General features: G+C 53.8%; 15 protein-coding genes and 4 pseudogenes. 5 read left to right on the top strand and 14 right to left on the bottom strand.

The annotated features are described in order from the left end of the window. The first annotated feature begins 23 nt into the window (after positions 1-23). Both F0P97_RS13945 and F0P97_RS13950 read left to right on the top strand, forming a co-directional pair. On the top strand, positions 24-908 hold the full coding sequence (locus tag F0P97_RS13945; RefSeq protein WP_003054767.1) for an ABC transporter permease: 885 nt from the start codon (positions 24-26) through the stop codon (positions 906-908). Between the two features lie 23 nt (positions 909-931). Further along, complete coding sequence (locus F0P97_RS13950) at positions 932-1,726, top strand: ABC transporter ATP-binding protein (RefSeq protein ID WP_003064901.1); 795 nt, start codon at positions 932-934, stop codon at positions 1,724-1,726. Between the two features lie 197 nt (positions 1,727-1,923). On the opposite strand, the gene F0P97_RS13955 is transcribed toward F0P97_RS13950, so the two are convergent. The 4 genes from F0P97_RS13955 to F0P97_RS27590 form a co-directional block, all read right to left on the bottom strand. Beyond that, the gene (locus F0P97_RS13955) at positions 1,924-2,829 is read right to left on the bottom strand and encodes a tyrosine-protein phosphatase (protein WP_182282870.1); all 906 of its coding nucleotides are present in this window, start codon (positions 2,827-2,829) and stop codon (positions 1,924-1,926) included. A gap of 267 nt (positions 2,830-3,096) precedes the next feature. Then, positions 3,097-3,342 carry a hypothetical protein gene (locus F0P97_RS27580; RefSeq protein ID WP_232538288.1) on the bottom strand — a complete coding sequence of 82 codons (246 nt, stop codon included), beginning with the start codon at positions 3,340-3,342 and terminating at the stop codon, positions 3,097-3,099. Continuing rightward, positions 3,243-3,656 carry a sigma 54-interacting transcriptional regulator gene (locus F0P97_RS27585; RefSeq protein ID WP_332839858.1) on the bottom strand — a complete coding sequence of 138 codons (414 nt, stop codon included), beginning with the start codon at positions 3,654-3,656 and terminating at the stop codon, positions 3,243-3,245. Before F0P97_RS27585 ends, F0P97_RS27580 begins: the two co-directional genes overlap by 100 nt. Then, positions 3,571-3,915: a sigma 54-interacting transcriptional regulator gene (locus F0P97_RS27590; protein ID WP_232537929.1), complete on the bottom strand. Its 345-nt coding sequence runs from the start codon at positions 3,913-3,915 to the stop codon at positions 3,571-3,573. The genes F0P97_RS27585 and F0P97_RS27590 overlap by 86 nt, the downstream gene beginning before the upstream one ends. A gap of 14 nt (positions 3,916-3,929) precedes the next feature. Here F0P97_RS27590 and F0P97_RS27595 point away from each other — a divergent pair. The 3 genes and pseudogenes from F0P97_RS27595 to F0P97_RS28060 all read left to right on the top strand — a co-directional run. Next, a pseudogene (locus F0P97_RS27595) lies at positions 3,930-4,073 on the top strand (ABC transporter ATP-binding protein); the annotation flags it as partial. A gap of 537 nt (positions 4,074-4,610) precedes the next feature. Continuing rightward, positions 4,611-6,086 carry an amino acid permease gene (locus F0P97_RS13965; protein WP_182282871.1) on the top strand — a complete coding sequence of 492 codons (1,476 nt, stop codon included), beginning with the start codon at positions 4,611-4,613 and terminating at the stop codon, positions 6,084-6,086. A gap of 53 nt (positions 6,087-6,139) precedes the next feature. Continuing rightward, positions 6,140-6,381, top strand: a pseudogene (locus tag F0P97_RS28060) (hypothetical protein); the annotation flags it as partial. A gap of 89 nt (positions 6,382-6,470) precedes the next feature. Here F0P97_RS28060 and F0P97_RS13975 read toward each other — a convergent pair. The 10 genes and pseudogenes from F0P97_RS13975 to F0P97_RS14020 all read right to left on the bottom strand — a co-directional run bounded on the left by F0P97_RS13975 (position 6,471) and on the right by F0P97_RS14020 (position 13,494). Then, a pseudogene (locus F0P97_RS13975) lies at positions 6,471-7,777 on the bottom strand (IS5 family transposase). A 116-nt stretch (positions 7,778-7,893) separates the two neighbouring features. Beyond that, positions 7,894-8,349: pseudogene (locus F0P97_RS13980) on the bottom strand (IS5 family transposase); the annotation flags it as partial. A 64-nt stretch (positions 8,350-8,413) separates the two neighbouring features. Continuing rightward, entirely contained in the window at positions 8,414-9,001 is a 588-nt protein-coding gene (locus F0P97_RS13985; protein WP_182282872.1) for a UbiX family flavin prenyltransferase, read from the bottom strand. Positions 9,002-9,051: 50 nt separating this feature from the next. Then, positions 9,052-9,714 carry a LysE family translocator gene (locus F0P97_RS13990; RefSeq protein ID WP_232537930.1) on the bottom strand — a complete coding sequence of 221 codons (663 nt, stop codon included), beginning with the start codon at positions 9,712-9,714 and terminating at the stop codon, positions 9,052-9,054. Between the two features lie 12 nt (positions 9,715-9,726). Then, positions 9,727-9,963 carry a hypothetical protein gene (locus F0P97_RS13995; protein WP_182282873.1) on the bottom strand — a complete coding sequence of 79 codons (237 nt, stop codon included), beginning with the start codon at positions 9,961-9,963 and terminating at the stop codon, positions 9,727-9,729. Between the two features lie 11 nt (positions 9,964-9,974). Further along, on the bottom strand, positions 9,975-10,715 hold the full coding sequence (locus F0P97_RS14000; protein WP_182282874.1) for a B3/4 domain-containing protein: 741 nt from the start codon (positions 10,713-10,715) through the stop codon (positions 9,975-9,977). After that, the gene (locus tag F0P97_RS14005; RefSeq protein ID WP_182282875.1) at positions 10,712-10,996 is read right to left on the bottom strand and encodes a chorismate mutase; all 285 of its coding nucleotides are present in this window, start codon (positions 10,994-10,996) and stop codon (positions 10,712-10,714) included. The genes F0P97_RS14000 and F0P97_RS14005 overlap by 4 nt, the downstream gene beginning before the upstream one ends. Positions 10,997-11,032: 36 nt before the next feature. Then, positions 11,033-11,686 (bottom strand): flavodoxin family protein, encoded by a 654-nt coding sequence (locus F0P97_RS14010; protein ID WP_182282876.1) that lies wholly within the window; start codon positions 11,684-11,686, stop codon positions 11,033-11,035. Positions 11,687-11,721: 35 nt separating this feature from the next. After that, positions 11,722-13,113 (bottom strand): UbiD family decarboxylase, encoded by a 1,392-nt coding sequence (locus F0P97_RS14015; protein ID WP_182282877.1) that lies wholly within the window; start codon positions 13,111-13,113, stop codon positions 11,722-11,724. A gap of 21 nt (positions 13,114-13,134) precedes the next feature. After that, positions 13,135-13,494 carry a cupin domain-containing protein gene (locus tag F0P97_RS14020; protein WP_182282878.1) on the bottom strand — a complete coding sequence of 120 codons (360 nt, stop codon included), beginning with the start codon at positions 13,492-13,494 and terminating at the stop codon, positions 13,135-13,137. Positions 13,495-13,513: the final 19 nt, after the last annotated feature.

Below are 13,513 nucleotides of genomic sequence, written 5' to 3' on the forward strand. Positions count from 1 at the left end.
TTGCCGCGCCTGTCGCTCTCTCTATGTCCCTATTTTCCATTCTCGGTGCCATTGAAATTGGCCTGATCTTCAGCCTGGTGGCGCTGGGCGTCTTCATCTCCTTTCGCTTGCTGCGTTTTCCCGATCTGACGGTCGACGGCAGCTTCCCCCTCGGTGGTGCGGTCTGCGCCATTCTGATTTCCACGGGCACCAATCCCTGGCTGGCCACGCTGGCCGGCACGGCAGCCGGAGCCGTAGCCGGCTTCATCACAGGCTGGCTCAACGTCAAGCTCAAGATCATGGACCTGCTGGCCTCCATCCTGATGATGATCGGCCTGTACTCGGTCAATCTGCGCATCATGGGCGGCCCCAATGTGCCGCTGATCAACGAGCCAACACTGTTCACCATGCTGCAGCCGGCGAACATTGACGACTATGTAATGCGCCCCCTCATCATGCTGGGCTTTGTCATCGTGGCCAAGCTGGCTCTGGACTGGTTCTTTGCCACCGAACGCGGTCTGGCCATCCGCTCCACGGGCTCCAACGCGCGCATGGCCCGCGCTCAGGGCGTCAATACCGGCGCCATGATTCTGCTGGGCATGGCAATTTCCAATGGCCTGGTCGGTCTGGCCGGAGCGCTGTTCGTACAGACCCAGGGCGGCTCCGACATCTCCATGGGCATCGGCACCATCGTCATCGGTCTGGCGGCCGTGATCGTGGGCGAGACCATCCTGCCCTCGCGCAAGATCATCTGGGCCACGCTGGCCGTGGTGCTTGGTGCCGTGGTCTACCGCTTCTTCATCGCAGCGGCCCTCAATATCGATGCCATCGGCCTGAAGGCACAGGACTTGAATCTGGTGACGGCAGTCCTGGTGACCATCGCACTGGTGATTCCGCAAATCAAGAAAAAGCTGAGCAAGCGCAAGTAAGAAGAAGGACGGCGGAGAACACCATGCTGAACGCACAAAACCTCGAACTCACCTTCAATCCCGGCACGCCGATCGAAACCCGCGCCCTGCGCGGCCTGTCGCTGTCCATCCCCGACGGTCAGTTCGTGACCGTCATCGGCTCCAACGGCGCAGGCAAGTCCACATTTCTGAACTGCGTCTCGGGCGACCAGAGCGTGGACAAGGGCAAGATCGAAATTGCCGGCATCGACATGACGCGCATGCCTGTATGGTCCCGCTCCAAGCAGGTGGCCCGCGTGTTTCAGGACCCCATGGCCGGCACCTGTGAAGACCTTTCCATCGAAGAAAACATGGCGCTGGCGCACGAGCGAGGCAACCTCCGCGGCCTGTCCAAGGCAGTGAAGGCCAGCAATCGCGAGCTGTACCGCGACCGCCTGGCCACGCTGGGCCTGGGTCTGGAAAATCGCCTGACCGATCGCATCGGCCTGCTCTCGGGCGGGCAGCGCCAGGCCGTGAGCCTGCTGATGGCGGCGCTGCAGCCTTCGCGCATTCTGCTGCTGGACGAACACACGGCCGCCCTGGACCCGCGCACCGCAGACTTTGTGCTGCAGCTGACGGCACGTATCGTGCAGGAAGCCAATCTGACCACCATGATGGTGACACACAGCATGCGCCAGGCGCTGGATGTGGGCACACGTACCGTCATGCTTCACCAAGGCAATGTGGTGCTGGACGTCAGCGGCGAAGAGCGCTCCAAAATGGATGTACCCGACCTGCTGCATATGTTCGAGAAGGTACGTGGCGAGAAGCTGGCCGACGATGCACTGCTGCTGAGCTGAAACCCGGCCTGATCCCTACAAAAAGTCCGCCCTTGGCGGACTTTCTTTTTGATAGCCGCCAGCGCTTTAAAGCTGTATACATGAGATATTTTCATATCTGAAATCCATATATTTCAATCGCTGATAGCTCCTCTAAAATAGCTCCTCTAAAGATAGCATCCACCTCAACCCAGCAGCTTGGCGCGCAGCTGCGCGAGCTAGTCCGTGCCCAGACCCAGCCCTTCGCTCAGGTAGCAGCCCATCGAGCCGAAGCCGCGCTCCGCCTCGTCGAACTCCGCCTCCAGGTAGCTGCGCTGCACACCCAGCAGGGGCCAGTAGAGATCGGCTGCATCCTTGCCGTTGCGCGCCAGCATCTGCTGATAGGTGGCGTTCATCCAGGCCTCGGTGTAAGTATTGGTGAGCAGGTAGTCCTTCAGGATGGTTTCGCGCGGTACGCCGGCAATGGTGTGCAGCAGTGCCGCCACCCAACCCGTACGGTCCTTGCCGGCCGTGCAGTGAAACAGTTGCGCATCGGCGGTAGACGCCATGGTCCTGAGCAGTTGCCCCATGCGAGCGCGCATGCCGGCGTCGCGCACCATCACGCGGCCCATCTCCTCCATCGCGGCCTCGGTCTCCTTGGGCGTATGAAAGGGCGAGAACACCGGGTCGGCCGTGCCGAAGATGTTCATATACACATAGCGGATCCCCGGCGGCAGCCGGTCCGCGTCCTTGGCCGCCTCGTTCGTGGTGCGCAAATCGTAGACCGTACCAATGCCCAGGTTGCCCAGCGTCACTGCATCGGCCGTGTTGGGCAATACCGCATTGGAGCGGTAGAACACGCCGCGCTTCAGTGGCTGCCCTGCAGCGTTGCGGTAGACCGATGCGTCGTCCGCGCCAGCCACGTCTCGGAAGTTGAGCATGGACGACAACCTTGGCGTGGCCGCTTTCGGCTCCATGCCATCACCGCCGCCGCAGGCGGCCAACAGTCCGCCAGCACCCGTGGATACCAGTCCCAGCAGCCCCAGGTGCAAGACCCGGCGCCTGTCCACGCTGCGATCGATCTCCGCGAATGAAACCACTCCTGCCACCCCCTTCATGCCTGCTCCTTTATGAGTAAAGGCCATGTATCCACCCTCCATGGATCATTGACAGGCGCAGGCTATCAGCGATGGTTGGCTTTACCTACCGGCTGTAAACCTTAGTCCGATTGGTCTAAGTACAAGCCTGGCAGCCAGAGCAGGCACCGATGGTAGAGCTTGCACAATCCCCAGACGGTCGGGGCTGACGATCTCCCATTTGCTGCATGTGCCGATACACCCTGGCCCGGCTCAGCCCCAGGCTTCGCGCGGCCTCGGTCACACATTGCAGTGATGCGTCTTCAGCGCCTGCCGCTAAGCCGGGCGCTCGTCTTGCACCTGCGCCACCATGACCTCTTGCATGCCGTCCAGCGACAGCGTGCGCTCTGGCGGCAGCACAGGCGGCAGGCCGCCGTCGACTTGGGCCGGCAGATGTTCGGGATCAATGGCCTCGTCGCCGATCAGCGCCATGGCCGTGCGCAGCACGTTCTTGAGCGCACGGATATTGCCCTGCCAGTCGTGGCGCAGCAGCACCCGGCACGCGGCTTCGTTGATGGCCACGGCACGGCCCTAGAGCGGCAGACCGCTCCCCTCAACAGGCACTCGATCAGTGCGCACTTGTCTGCGCGGTCGCGCAGCGCCGGCAGCTCCAGCGTCACGCTGTGGAGACGGTAGTACAGATCGAGCCGGAACTCTACCTGGGCCACCATCTCCCGCAGGTCGCGTTGCGTGGCGCAGATCAGTTGCACATCGACGGAGATGGGCTGCTCCGAGCCCAGCGGGGTGACTTCACGCTCGGCCAACACGCGCGGCAGCCGCGTCTGCAAGGTCTGCATGCATGCCGTAGATCTCGCCGAGGAACAAGTCTCCGCCATGGGTCTGAGCGATCTTGCCGCCCGCGCCCTTGGCACAGGCGCCGGTGAAGGCGCCTTCGCGATAGCCGAAGAGCTCGCTCTCGATCAGAGTCTCGGGAATCGCCGCGCAGTTCACCGTCACGACGGGCTGGGCCCGACGTACGCAGGCCTCGTGGGTGGCCTTGGCAAAGGCCTCCTTGCCCGACCCCGATTCGCTGTGCAGCAGAATGGCCGAGCCCTTGTCAGGCACACGCAGCGCCTGCCGGGCATTGGTCTGCATCTGTGGGTCCAGCCCGGCCCGTGATGCGTCACCAGGGCCAGGTGGTGCTGGACTTCAGCGGCGAAGAGCATGCGAACATGGACATGCCCACCCTGCTGCATATGTTCGAGAAGGTACGTGGCGAGAAGCTCGCAGACGACGCCTTGCTGCTCAGCTGATTCAAGGCAGACGGCCTGACCTCACGCCGTTCACTATCAAAAAAGAAGCTGCCTTTCCTTGATAACTATTGGCTGGCGGCTCTTTTCATCTCAAGACAGAAACTATCGACATCCAACATTGACATTTCGATATTTATTTTTGACGAAATGAAAAATAAAACAATCAAATCGACAAAGCCCAACCGAATGCAGACTGAGGATGAAGCCACTCCCGCCGACGATTTGACGAAGATATAAGGATATTTTTCAGAATTTCCTATCCAGTCATTAATTCTGAAATATCAAACACTTAGATATCGATTCAACCCATGGCACCCCTAATCTGCAGCTCACACTGTACGGCTCCTGCGCAAATCGCTCACAATCTGCACCCTATCGGAAGCCACTGAGCACGATGCATGTCATCGCCGTTCACGCCGACCGCGTTGATATCCGGGGACTCCCGACATCAGGGCGCAACAAAAGGGCATGAGGCCAAGGCTTTCACCAGCAGGACCACCAAGGCTTCATGATCCGCAAAAAAAACCAATATCTCTCATGAGCGATAGCCAAGCAAAAACTGACAACGGTGGCTTGCACCGTTCCCTCAAGGCCCGACATATGTCGATGATCGCCATCGGCGGCTCCATCGGCACCGGTCTTTTTGTCGCCTCTGGCGCAACCATCTCGCAAGCAGGCCCCGGCGGCGCATTGCTGGCCTACATGATCGTGGGCCTGATGGTTTATTTCCTGATGACCAGTCTGGGCGAGATGGCCGCGCACATGCCCGTCTCCGGCTCTTTTGCCACCTATGGCGCCAAGTACGTGGATGAAGGCTTTGGCTTCGCCCTGGGCTGGAACTACTGGTACAACTGGGCCGTGACCATTGCCGTGGACCTGGTTGCGGCGCAACTGGTGATGGCCTACTGGTTCCCCGGCACCAACGGCGTGCTGTGGAGTGCATTGTTTCTGGCCCTGATGTTCGGCCTGAACGCACTGTCTGCCAAGGGCTTTGGCGAATCCGAATTCTGGTTTGCCGCCATCAAGGTCACCACAGTGCTGGTCTTCATCGCCATCGGCGTGCTGATGATCTTCGGTATTTTGCAAGGCGGCGCACCTGACGGAATCTGGGGCAATATTGCGAACCTGAGCACGGGCGATGCACCGTTTGCAGGCGGCTTTGCGGCCTTGATCGGCGTGGCCATGGTGGTGGGCTTTTCCTTCCAGGGCACGGAGCTGATCGGTATCGCCGCCGGCGAATCCGAAGATCCTGCCAAGAACGTGCCCAAGGCCGTGCGCAAGGTGTTCTGGCGCATTTTGCTGTTCTACGTCTTCGCCATTCTCATCATCGGCCTGCTGATTCCCTATACCGACCCCAAGCTGCTGCGCAACGATCTGGGCGATATCGCCGTCAGCCCCTTCACGCTGGTGTTCGAGCGTGCCGGCCTGCTGGGCGCTGCCGCCGTGATGAATGCCGTGGTGCTGACCTCGGTGCTGTCGGCCGGCAACTCCGGCATGTATGCCTCCACCCGCATGCTGTATGCGCTGGCCAAGCAAGGCATGGCGCCCAAGCTGTTTGCCCAGGTCAATACGCGTGGCGTGCCCGTGCTGGCATTGATCGCCACCACCGTGATCGCCGCCCTGTGCTTTCTGACCAATATTTTCAGCCCTGAAGTCGTCTATATCTGGCTGCTGAATCTGTCCGGCATGTGCGGCTTTGTCGCCTGGCTGGGCATCGCCATCAGCCACTACCGTTTCCGCAAGGGCTGCGAAGTGCAGAACTACGATATGAACCAGCTGCCCTACAAGGCAGCAGCCTTCCCCTTCGGCCCCATCTTCGCCTTTGTGCTGTGCCTGATCATCACCCTGGGCCAGAACTACGAGAATCTGATCAAGGACCAGATTGACTGGGTCGGCGCCATCGCCACCTATATCGGCCTGCCGCTGTTCCTGGCCATCTGGTTTGGCTACAAATGGGTCAAGGGCACCAAGATCGTCAAATACTCGGAGATGGATCTGAACGGTTCGCGTTAATACCTAGGATCTGTTGAGATTTGATCCTTTATCTCCGTGGCTACGTGACAATCATCGCGTTGATGCGATACGTTTTGACAGATGAACAATGGGCTCGTATGAGTCCATTGTGTTTGGGGAAGGTTGGCGACCGAGGACGCAGTGGCTCCAACAATCGACTCTCAATGATTGTGCGAGTGCACCGGCATGGTCAGGGTACAAAAGGGGGTCTGCGGGCCAGGCCATAGGTCGCAGTCGAGGTGGTTTGACCACCAAGATCTTGGCGCTGACAGATGCCCTTGGGAACTTGATCCGCCATGGCTGCGATCAAGCCACTGACCATAGTGGAGAGCACCTTGCCAAAGCGAAGCGACGGTAATCAGTCCGCCCTGAACAAATCCGTTCTCAACCGCAGGCAGGTCGGTTCTCGGCAGGAGCAGCGATCAACACGGCGATGATCGCCTGCACAGACAGCCCGAATCGGGCGCAATAAAGCCGCAGCGCGGCCAGGATCAGGCGTAGGTTGTGCCCAGCGCCGCACGTCACTGCATGCAGCGCATTGCCCAGCGCGCCCTTGAGCGGGTTGCGAGCGACGCGCCCATCCATCTTCATGTGCCCGATGGCCGGCTCGCGTCGCTTGATCATGGCCTTGAGCGTCCGGGTGATCCCACACTTTTGGCCTGACATCAAGATGCGTACCCCTTCGAGCTTCACCCCCTTGTAACCCTTGTCCACGATGGCCGTGGTCGGTGGCCTGTCTGTGCCAGTGAGGATGCCACCTGCTCCAATGTCTGAGCCAGCGTGTGGCCGTCGTAGGGGTTGCCCGGCATGGAGCGCATGCCCACCACCAGACCTTCCTTGAGCGTGGTGGCGATGCTGATCTTCACGCCGAACTCTTACGGTGTCCTGGCTTTTCCCTTGCTGATGCACTCCACCTCGGATGCATGCAGCGCGTACAGCTTGTTCTTGTCCTTGGTGCGCTGGGTCAGGATGCGGCCGGTGCGTTGCAGCAGATCCTGCACCTTGGCCCTGGCCGCTTCGGGCAGCACGTGCAACTGGCGGGCCACCTCTCGATGCACACGGCCCACGCGGGTGCGCAGCGTGCGCACTGCGCGGCGCATGCGCTTGAACTGCTTGGCATGAGGGGCCACACGGTTGTAGTTCTGACGCAGCCGCAGTCCGTTGTCTTCGGCTGCCTTGACTAGGTGCTGGCGGCTCTTGTCCAGCAAGCGGCTGTCGGTGGGATGAGCGATGGCCTTGGGCATGACGGTGGTATCGACGATGACTCGACCCACGCTGGACGCCTTCACAAGGCCGCCGCGCCGAGCAGCCTCGATGCTGGCCATGAGCAAGGTTTCCACGCCTTCCTCACCGATGCGCTTCCTCCATCGTGTCAGGCTGGACGGGTCGATGGGCAGTTCGGTCTGCAGGTAGGTCTCGTCACAGATGAACTGCCAGTACGGGTTCTCCAGCCAGGTGTTGACCACCGCTTCATCCGAGGCATCGACGGTGTGCTGCAGGTACAGCAGCCCAGCCACCAGACGCGGCGCCTAGGCGGCCACGGCCGGAAGTGAAAGACACCGCAAACGTGCGCTCGATCTCGGCCCAATCGATCAGCGCAGCTTGACCAGCGGGTGCTTCATGTTGATCTGCTCGTCCAGGCGTGGACAGAACAGCTCGGCCGTTTGCGGCTGCGAAGGCTTCGGACTCATCGAAGGAATTTGCAAGAAAACAGGCTCTGGCAGCACCATACCTTGCAAATCGTGCACTCATCCCTGCGAACAACTGCAAGCAACATCAACGGCTTACGGATTGTTCAGGGCGGACTATGTAGCTTGCGCCATTGGCGCCGGCGCTCAGAGCCGTGTTTCTTACACTTCCATTCGCCTTCGCCCAGGAACTTGATGCCCGTGGAATCAACGAGCAAATGCAGCCCTACCTGGCTAGAACGATACCGCACATGGACTTGCAAACTGCGCTGACTACGGCAGACGGTGCTGAAGTTGGGTACAGGCCAATCCAGCCCCGACAAATTCAAAAGGGATTCAACAAAGCCCATCGCCTGACGCAGCGCCAGACAGAACAAATTCTTGATGGTCAGGCAAAACTGGATGGCCGCATCGGAGAACTTCGGGCTGCGCTCGCGTTTGCCGCTAGTAGCGGCAAACCACTACATGTCCTTGTCGAGCAAGACAGTCAGTGAGCCGCGAGCTTTGAGTGCAGTGTTGTAGCTCTTCCAGTTCGTGGTTCGGTAGCGGGACTTGAAACGAAGCAACTCACTCATCTCGCAAGCCCACCGCAAGCGGCGGTTTATGCAACAACGCCTCTCGATGGCAATACACGATATCTCATTGATGGGAGCGAGGACGACCAATCCAGCGCTTCACAAGATCCGTCTCTATATCAAACAGATCTAAAAGTCTGCCAACGGTGTGGTTCACGATTTCGTCAATCGATGTTGGCTTTGTATAAAAAGCGGGTACTGGCGGCGCGATAACTGCACCCATTTCTGTTGCTGCTAGCATGTTCTTCAAATGGCCTGCATGTAGCGGCGTCTCCCTGACTGCCAGCACAACTCTACGTCGCTCTTTAAGGCAAACGTCAGCAGCCCTAGTCAACAAGTTAGTCGTGACGCCAGTAGCAATCTCAGCCAGCGAGCGCATTGAGCATGGAATTACCAGCATGCCATCAGTCTTAAAAGAACCAGAAGCTATAGAAGCACCGATGTCATTAATCGGATAGACGAAACTTGCCAACTTTCGCAGAGCATGTGGTTCTACAGCGCTTTCGCATATGATCGTCATATCGGCAGGCTTGGTCACGACCAAATGTGTTTCTATCGACACTTCGCGTAATGCCTGCAATACACACAAAGCATAGTTTATTCCCGTGGCACCGCTTACGCCGATGATCAATTTCTTTTGCTTTATTGACATATCTCATTTATTCAAAATCAAACAAACAACAATATTCATTATTAATTTTCTCAGTGAAGCTCACTGCGACGATAGAAGCTAAGCGCTATACCAATTCCGCCGAGCGTACAAGCACAGATACGATTCAGCAATGTAATCCCTTGATTAGATAAATATTTCATTGAGTGGTATCCACTTGCCGCATAAACACTCATTAAGACGATATCAATTAAAGCAGTTACCACTGCCAAAGTCAAATATTGAGTCGATATATGATTTCTAGTATCAATGAATTGAGGTAAAAATGCAGAAAAAAACAATAACCCTTTGGGATTGGATAAAGCCACAAATAACGAGCGTTTAAAAGCTGTTTTCCCATCCAAAGGAGTAGATGCTGAGGTGTGAACTTGAATGAAGTGAGCTGAAGACCTCCACAATCTCCAAGCCAAGTACATTAAGTATATTGCGCCTCCCCATTTAACAATTAAGAATATTTTTTCGGATGCCAACAAAACCCCGCCCAAGCCCAAAGCCACAGCACCAATCAATAACAAATCGGATAATGCTGCCCCTGCAATACCAAATAGCGCAATCCTCATGCCACCTTGAGCACCATTACTCAAGGCAAGCAGCATAGTTGGCCCTGGAATAAGCGTGACCGCCGAAACGGAAATTATATATAAAACAATAGTTGTCAATTCCATTGGGATAAATGAATAAAATTCAGCCGCCATCAAATTAAAAATTTATCCTGCGATGAAAGGGATTTCTGACAACCACCTCTCCAGATCGATATCAATATATGATTGATCCGTAAAATTGCCTGCAGCACGGCCTTGATAAGCACTCATCTCAAAGTGCTCATACCCGGATTTAGCATATCCCTCCCGCTTATAGCGTTGAGCCTCCCTTACCGCTACAATGTTGTACCAAGCGTGAGGAATTTGAGATTCTATAAAAATGAAGCGATTCGTCTGAGTCATTAGACTCTCCTTTAAGTGGGGTGGACATGCAGTGCAAAAGGATAAAAGATCCCCCTTGCAAGATCCTTTCCCGAAAGAATGTTCCCAACTGTTTTCACATTGGACCAATGCATAAGAAGATCGCGATTTAGTTCGTCTAAAATCTTCAAAAGATCATTTTTTGCATTGCAATGCAGTGCCTCTGCAACAATAATTACTTCCTTTGTATCTGTGCTTATCGCTGAATAACTGCTTTGCTTGTGCGACCATCTCCTTGCATGTGCGCGTCCAGCGTCATCCTCAAATGTCACCTCACCAGCAGGCACTATTGCACATGAACCATCAAAGCCTGAATATTGACTTTTCCCGGATGCCAAACACACGCGTAATCTTCCTTCAATACGTGATGCATCTAGTGCCGCCACAGGTATTGCATATCGCGCCGAGAATGAATTGCAGAGTGCAACTAATGGATGCAGGTCCTCCGTGAAATCTCCCCTAGTGCGTAATCTTCGAAGAATCGACTCAGCTGCCATACGAAATTTTGTCGGATCAGTGTGAAGCTTACGGTATGCCATTCGCCACTTCTGAATCGACTCAATCTTACTTTCAGAGCCAAACTCCAAAAGCAATCTGCGAGCCTCATCTATATTTTTCTTTATGCTTGAATTCACGACGGCATTAATTGACATACCGCTAATGAATAGAATCATTGAATGAAGTTCATTGTGCTCCTTAATCAAATCTCCTGAGTAGCAGAATTGGCTAATCATTTTTGAATCATTCCTTTCTCTTGAAGCTGCATCTCCGTTAGTTTCTGAATAATAAAAGCATATATATCAACAATGGCGTCAACATTCCCGTCAACTTTGCGGGCCCGCTCTGCTACAGAATCCAGAACGATCTTTACCCGATTACAACCGCGAACCTCGGCTACCGTATGCTTATAGCGCGAAGCTTCTAGAGCTAAACCAATGCGTTTTGCGAGCAATGGTACGACCTGATCGTCTATGGCATCTATGGAATTACGAATTTCATTCAACTTTCTTTGCATTTCAACCTCCATATAAAGAAATAATTCCAACTCAGCTTAAGCAGCACGCTCGTTTACAGTCTCTGCGTGGAGGTAAGTCTGAAGTAACTGTTGCGGAGTGTTTTTCAGTAGTCGCGCCATTCCGATCATGCGCAAAATATGAGCGTTTAGTGACGCTAGACCTTCTACATCCCGCATCCCTGATCCGGGTGCCCCACCATGTATGACAGTAGGATAGCCGCTTCCTACAAGGATCATTCGATTGAGTAGAATATTATTTATTAGCTGGTGGTAAACAGCCTCATGTGCATAACGCCGCCCCATAACGACAGCACCAGCGACCTTGTTTGCCAGTGGTCGCTCGAAACGTAAGTAACCAACACCTGCACGCTCTATAAAAATCTGCATCGGATGAGCCAAACCATATCCATGAACTGGGGCAGCATATATAACAGCATCTGCCTGTTGTATGCGTTTAATAATTGATGGCATGTCATCAGCAATCTCGCAAGGCTGCGTGCGAATATTGCATTCGCCGCAAGCTCCACATGGCTTTATGTGGTAGTCCCTCAGATAAATTATGTCTATTGAACAGTGTTGATCCGCTAAAAAGTCGCTGGTGTAGTGAGTAATTTGATCTGTATTACCATCAGATCTTTCAGATCCTGCAATAATAACAAAATGAAGTGACAAATCTTCATTTAGTTTCATATTAATTCCCTTTAAATCCAGACAAAATTATTTATCTAAACACGCATAAATGCAGAGCGCATTTGTATTGGCACCGTTAAATCTATTAGATATTTATCAGTTATTGGTGCATGGGGATCGAGGTAGCCCATACTCTGAGATGGGTCAAGCGGGAAGCCTTTTGATCGCCCCTGAATATGTAGGTCGCGACTGGGCTGAAATCTCGTAGCGAATGCCCATAGCAAGTCTTCAGGAGAATGAATATCAGTGTCTTCATCAACCATAATAACTACCTTAGTCAAGGCATGACAAGCAATAACACTGTCGCGAATACTCGCCAATAATTTTTCGCATTCGTATATTTTTCGTACTCTCAATGCAACCATTAATTGACCACCACCTGGCGCCAAGTAGTGAACATCAAGGATCTCAATGTCCCCCTTAAAGAGCTGCTTAAGATTTTTTAGTACCCCTGCTTCGGTCTGCAAGGCAAGCATTTCAGCTTGTTCTTTGCCAGGACCAAGAAGCGTTTGATAGATAGCATCTGAGCGATGAAACACACCTGAGACCTCAATTAAAGGCAACGCTGCTTGGGCTTTCCCCATGTATCCCAGAAACTCGGGCATGCCATAACGGCATAATGGATCTGAGAACTCCTCTGCCATCTCACCTCTAATGAAACCCTCTATAACGATTTCACTTTCCGCGATGCAAAAAGTTTCAGATGTAATGCATCGTGTTATTGCAAGTGGCTGCTGCAATATTGCACCAGCCGCTTCCAACTCTCCCGAGCCTGGCTTGACGAATGGTTTACTAAGTGAGGATGTAATATATAAGGCAGGAGGGACTCCAATATTTATTGATACAGGTAGAGGACGCCCTTCGGAAACAGCTTGGTGGTATAGGGTTTCAAGATCTCGCCCCGGAAGCATCCATATTGTTAAGTGCCGACTATCCACTAAACGCATTCGATGAATAGACACATTGTAAAAACCCATTTCTGGACTACCCGCGCATACCACGCCTGATGTCAAATAGGGGCCAGCATCCTTTGATGTTGTAGTCAAAATAGGTAGCGCATTGAGATTTTTTTCTGCCCGATGTTCATGACAAGGTGCATTTGAAATCCAAATGGGCTGAATAGGAGATGAGAAGCATTTGGCTAAGTGATGCACTCCCTGCTCGGGTTGAGCTCCAAGCAGATATTCATTTCTTCTACGAGAGCCAAACATCCCCATTAAAACAGGAAAATTAAACCCTGCCGGCTTATAAATAACGATTGGCTCCTCACCACTACGCTGAACAGCTGGTGATGTTGCGAATCTTCTTCGGTAATGCTCTGCAATCCCCAAATGCGGATCCAAGGCACTTTCAATTTCAATCACTTTCTCACCATTTTTCCGCAGATTGAATAGTGCATCTCTCATTGAAATAGGTGATTTCAGCATAAAATATGTATCTTATTATTATTAATTTATATCAATTAATGCCTGAGCTGTAGTATCCACAACGAATACCAATGTACGACCTTCCTGGGTACCTTTAGATCGATGGCGAACGCCATCTGGAATTGAGAATGCCATGCCTGGACAGCAATCAAATGAGGCATCATCGAAAATTATGGTGAAGCAACCTTCTAAAACATAGCCTTGATGACCGATCAAGCACCAATGCTGTTCATCAAACCCCGCTGGGAGCTCAAGCAAGCGCAAGCGCTTACCATTGGAATTGAATATCTTTACTCGCCCGTTTGCTCCAGGCTTTGACCACGACTCCCAAGAGGATTTTTTAGCATCAAAGACTACGGCATCATAAGATTTTCTCGCCATTACACACTCCTTATTTAAA

This window comes from Comamonas testosteroni (assembly GCF_014076415.1).
GTDB classification, from domain to species: Bacteria; Pseudomonadota; Gammaproteobacteria; order Burkholderiales; family Burkholderiaceae_C; genus Comamonas; species Comamonas testosteroni_F.

What these genes read in the sequence shown, in the direction of transcription:
- F0P97_RS13945 (WP_003054767.1), top strand. Translation starts at nt 24, where the DNA reads ATGTCCCTATTTTCCATTCTCGGTGCCATTGAAATTGGCCTGATCTTC.
- F0P97_RS13950 (WP_003064901.1), top strand. Translation starts at nt 932, where the DNA reads ATGCTGAACGCACAAAACCTCGAACTCACCTTCAATCCCGGCACGCCG.
- F0P97_RS13955 (WP_182282870.1), bottom strand. Translation starts at nt 2,829, where the DNA reads ATGGCCTTTACTCATAAAGGAGCAGGCATGAAGGGGGTGGCAGGAGTG.
- F0P97_RS27585 (WP_332839858.1), bottom strand. Translation starts at nt 3,656, where the DNA reads ATGGCGGAGACTTGTTCCTCGGCGAGATCTACGGCATGCATGCAGACC.
- F0P97_RS27590 (WP_232537929.1), bottom strand. Translation starts at nt 3,915, where the DNA reads ATGCAGACCAATGCCCGGCAGGCGCTGCGTGTGCCTGACAAGGGCTCG.
- F0P97_RS13965 (WP_182282871.1), top strand. Translation starts at nt 4,611, where the DNA reads ATGAGCGATAGCCAAGCAAAAACTGACAACGGTGGCTTGCACCGTTCC.
- F0P97_RS13985 (WP_182282872.1), bottom strand. Translation starts at nt 9,001, where the DNA reads ATGTCAATAAAGCAAAAGAAATTGATCATCGGCGTAAGCGGTGCCACG.
- F0P97_RS13990 (WP_232537930.1), bottom strand. Translation starts at nt 9,714, where the DNA reads ATGGCGGCTGAATTTTATTCATTTATCCCAATGGAATTGACAACTATT.
- F0P97_RS13995 (WP_182282873.1), bottom strand. Translation starts at nt 9,963, where the DNA reads ATGACTCAGACGAATCGCTTCATTTTTATAGAATCTCAAATTCCTCAC.
- F0P97_RS14000 (WP_182282874.1), bottom strand. Translation starts at nt 10,715, where the DNA reads ATGATTAGCCAATTCTGCTACTCAGGAGATTTGATTAAGGAGCACAAT.
- F0P97_RS14005 (WP_182282875.1), bottom strand. Translation starts at nt 10,996, where the DNA reads ATGCAAAGAAAGTTGAATGAAATTCGTAATTCCATAGATGCCATAGAC.
- F0P97_RS14010 (WP_182282876.1), bottom strand. Translation starts at nt 11,686, where the DNA reads ATGAAACTAAATGAAGATTTGTCACTTCATTTTGTTATTATTGCAGGA.
- F0P97_RS14015 (WP_182282877.1), bottom strand. Translation starts at nt 13,113, where the DNA reads ATGCTGAAATCACCTATTTCAATGAGAGATGCACTATTCAATCTGCGG.
- F0P97_RS14020 (WP_182282878.1), bottom strand. Translation starts at nt 13,494, where the DNA reads ATGGCGAGAAAATCTTATGATGCCGTAGTCTTTGATGCTAAAAAATCC.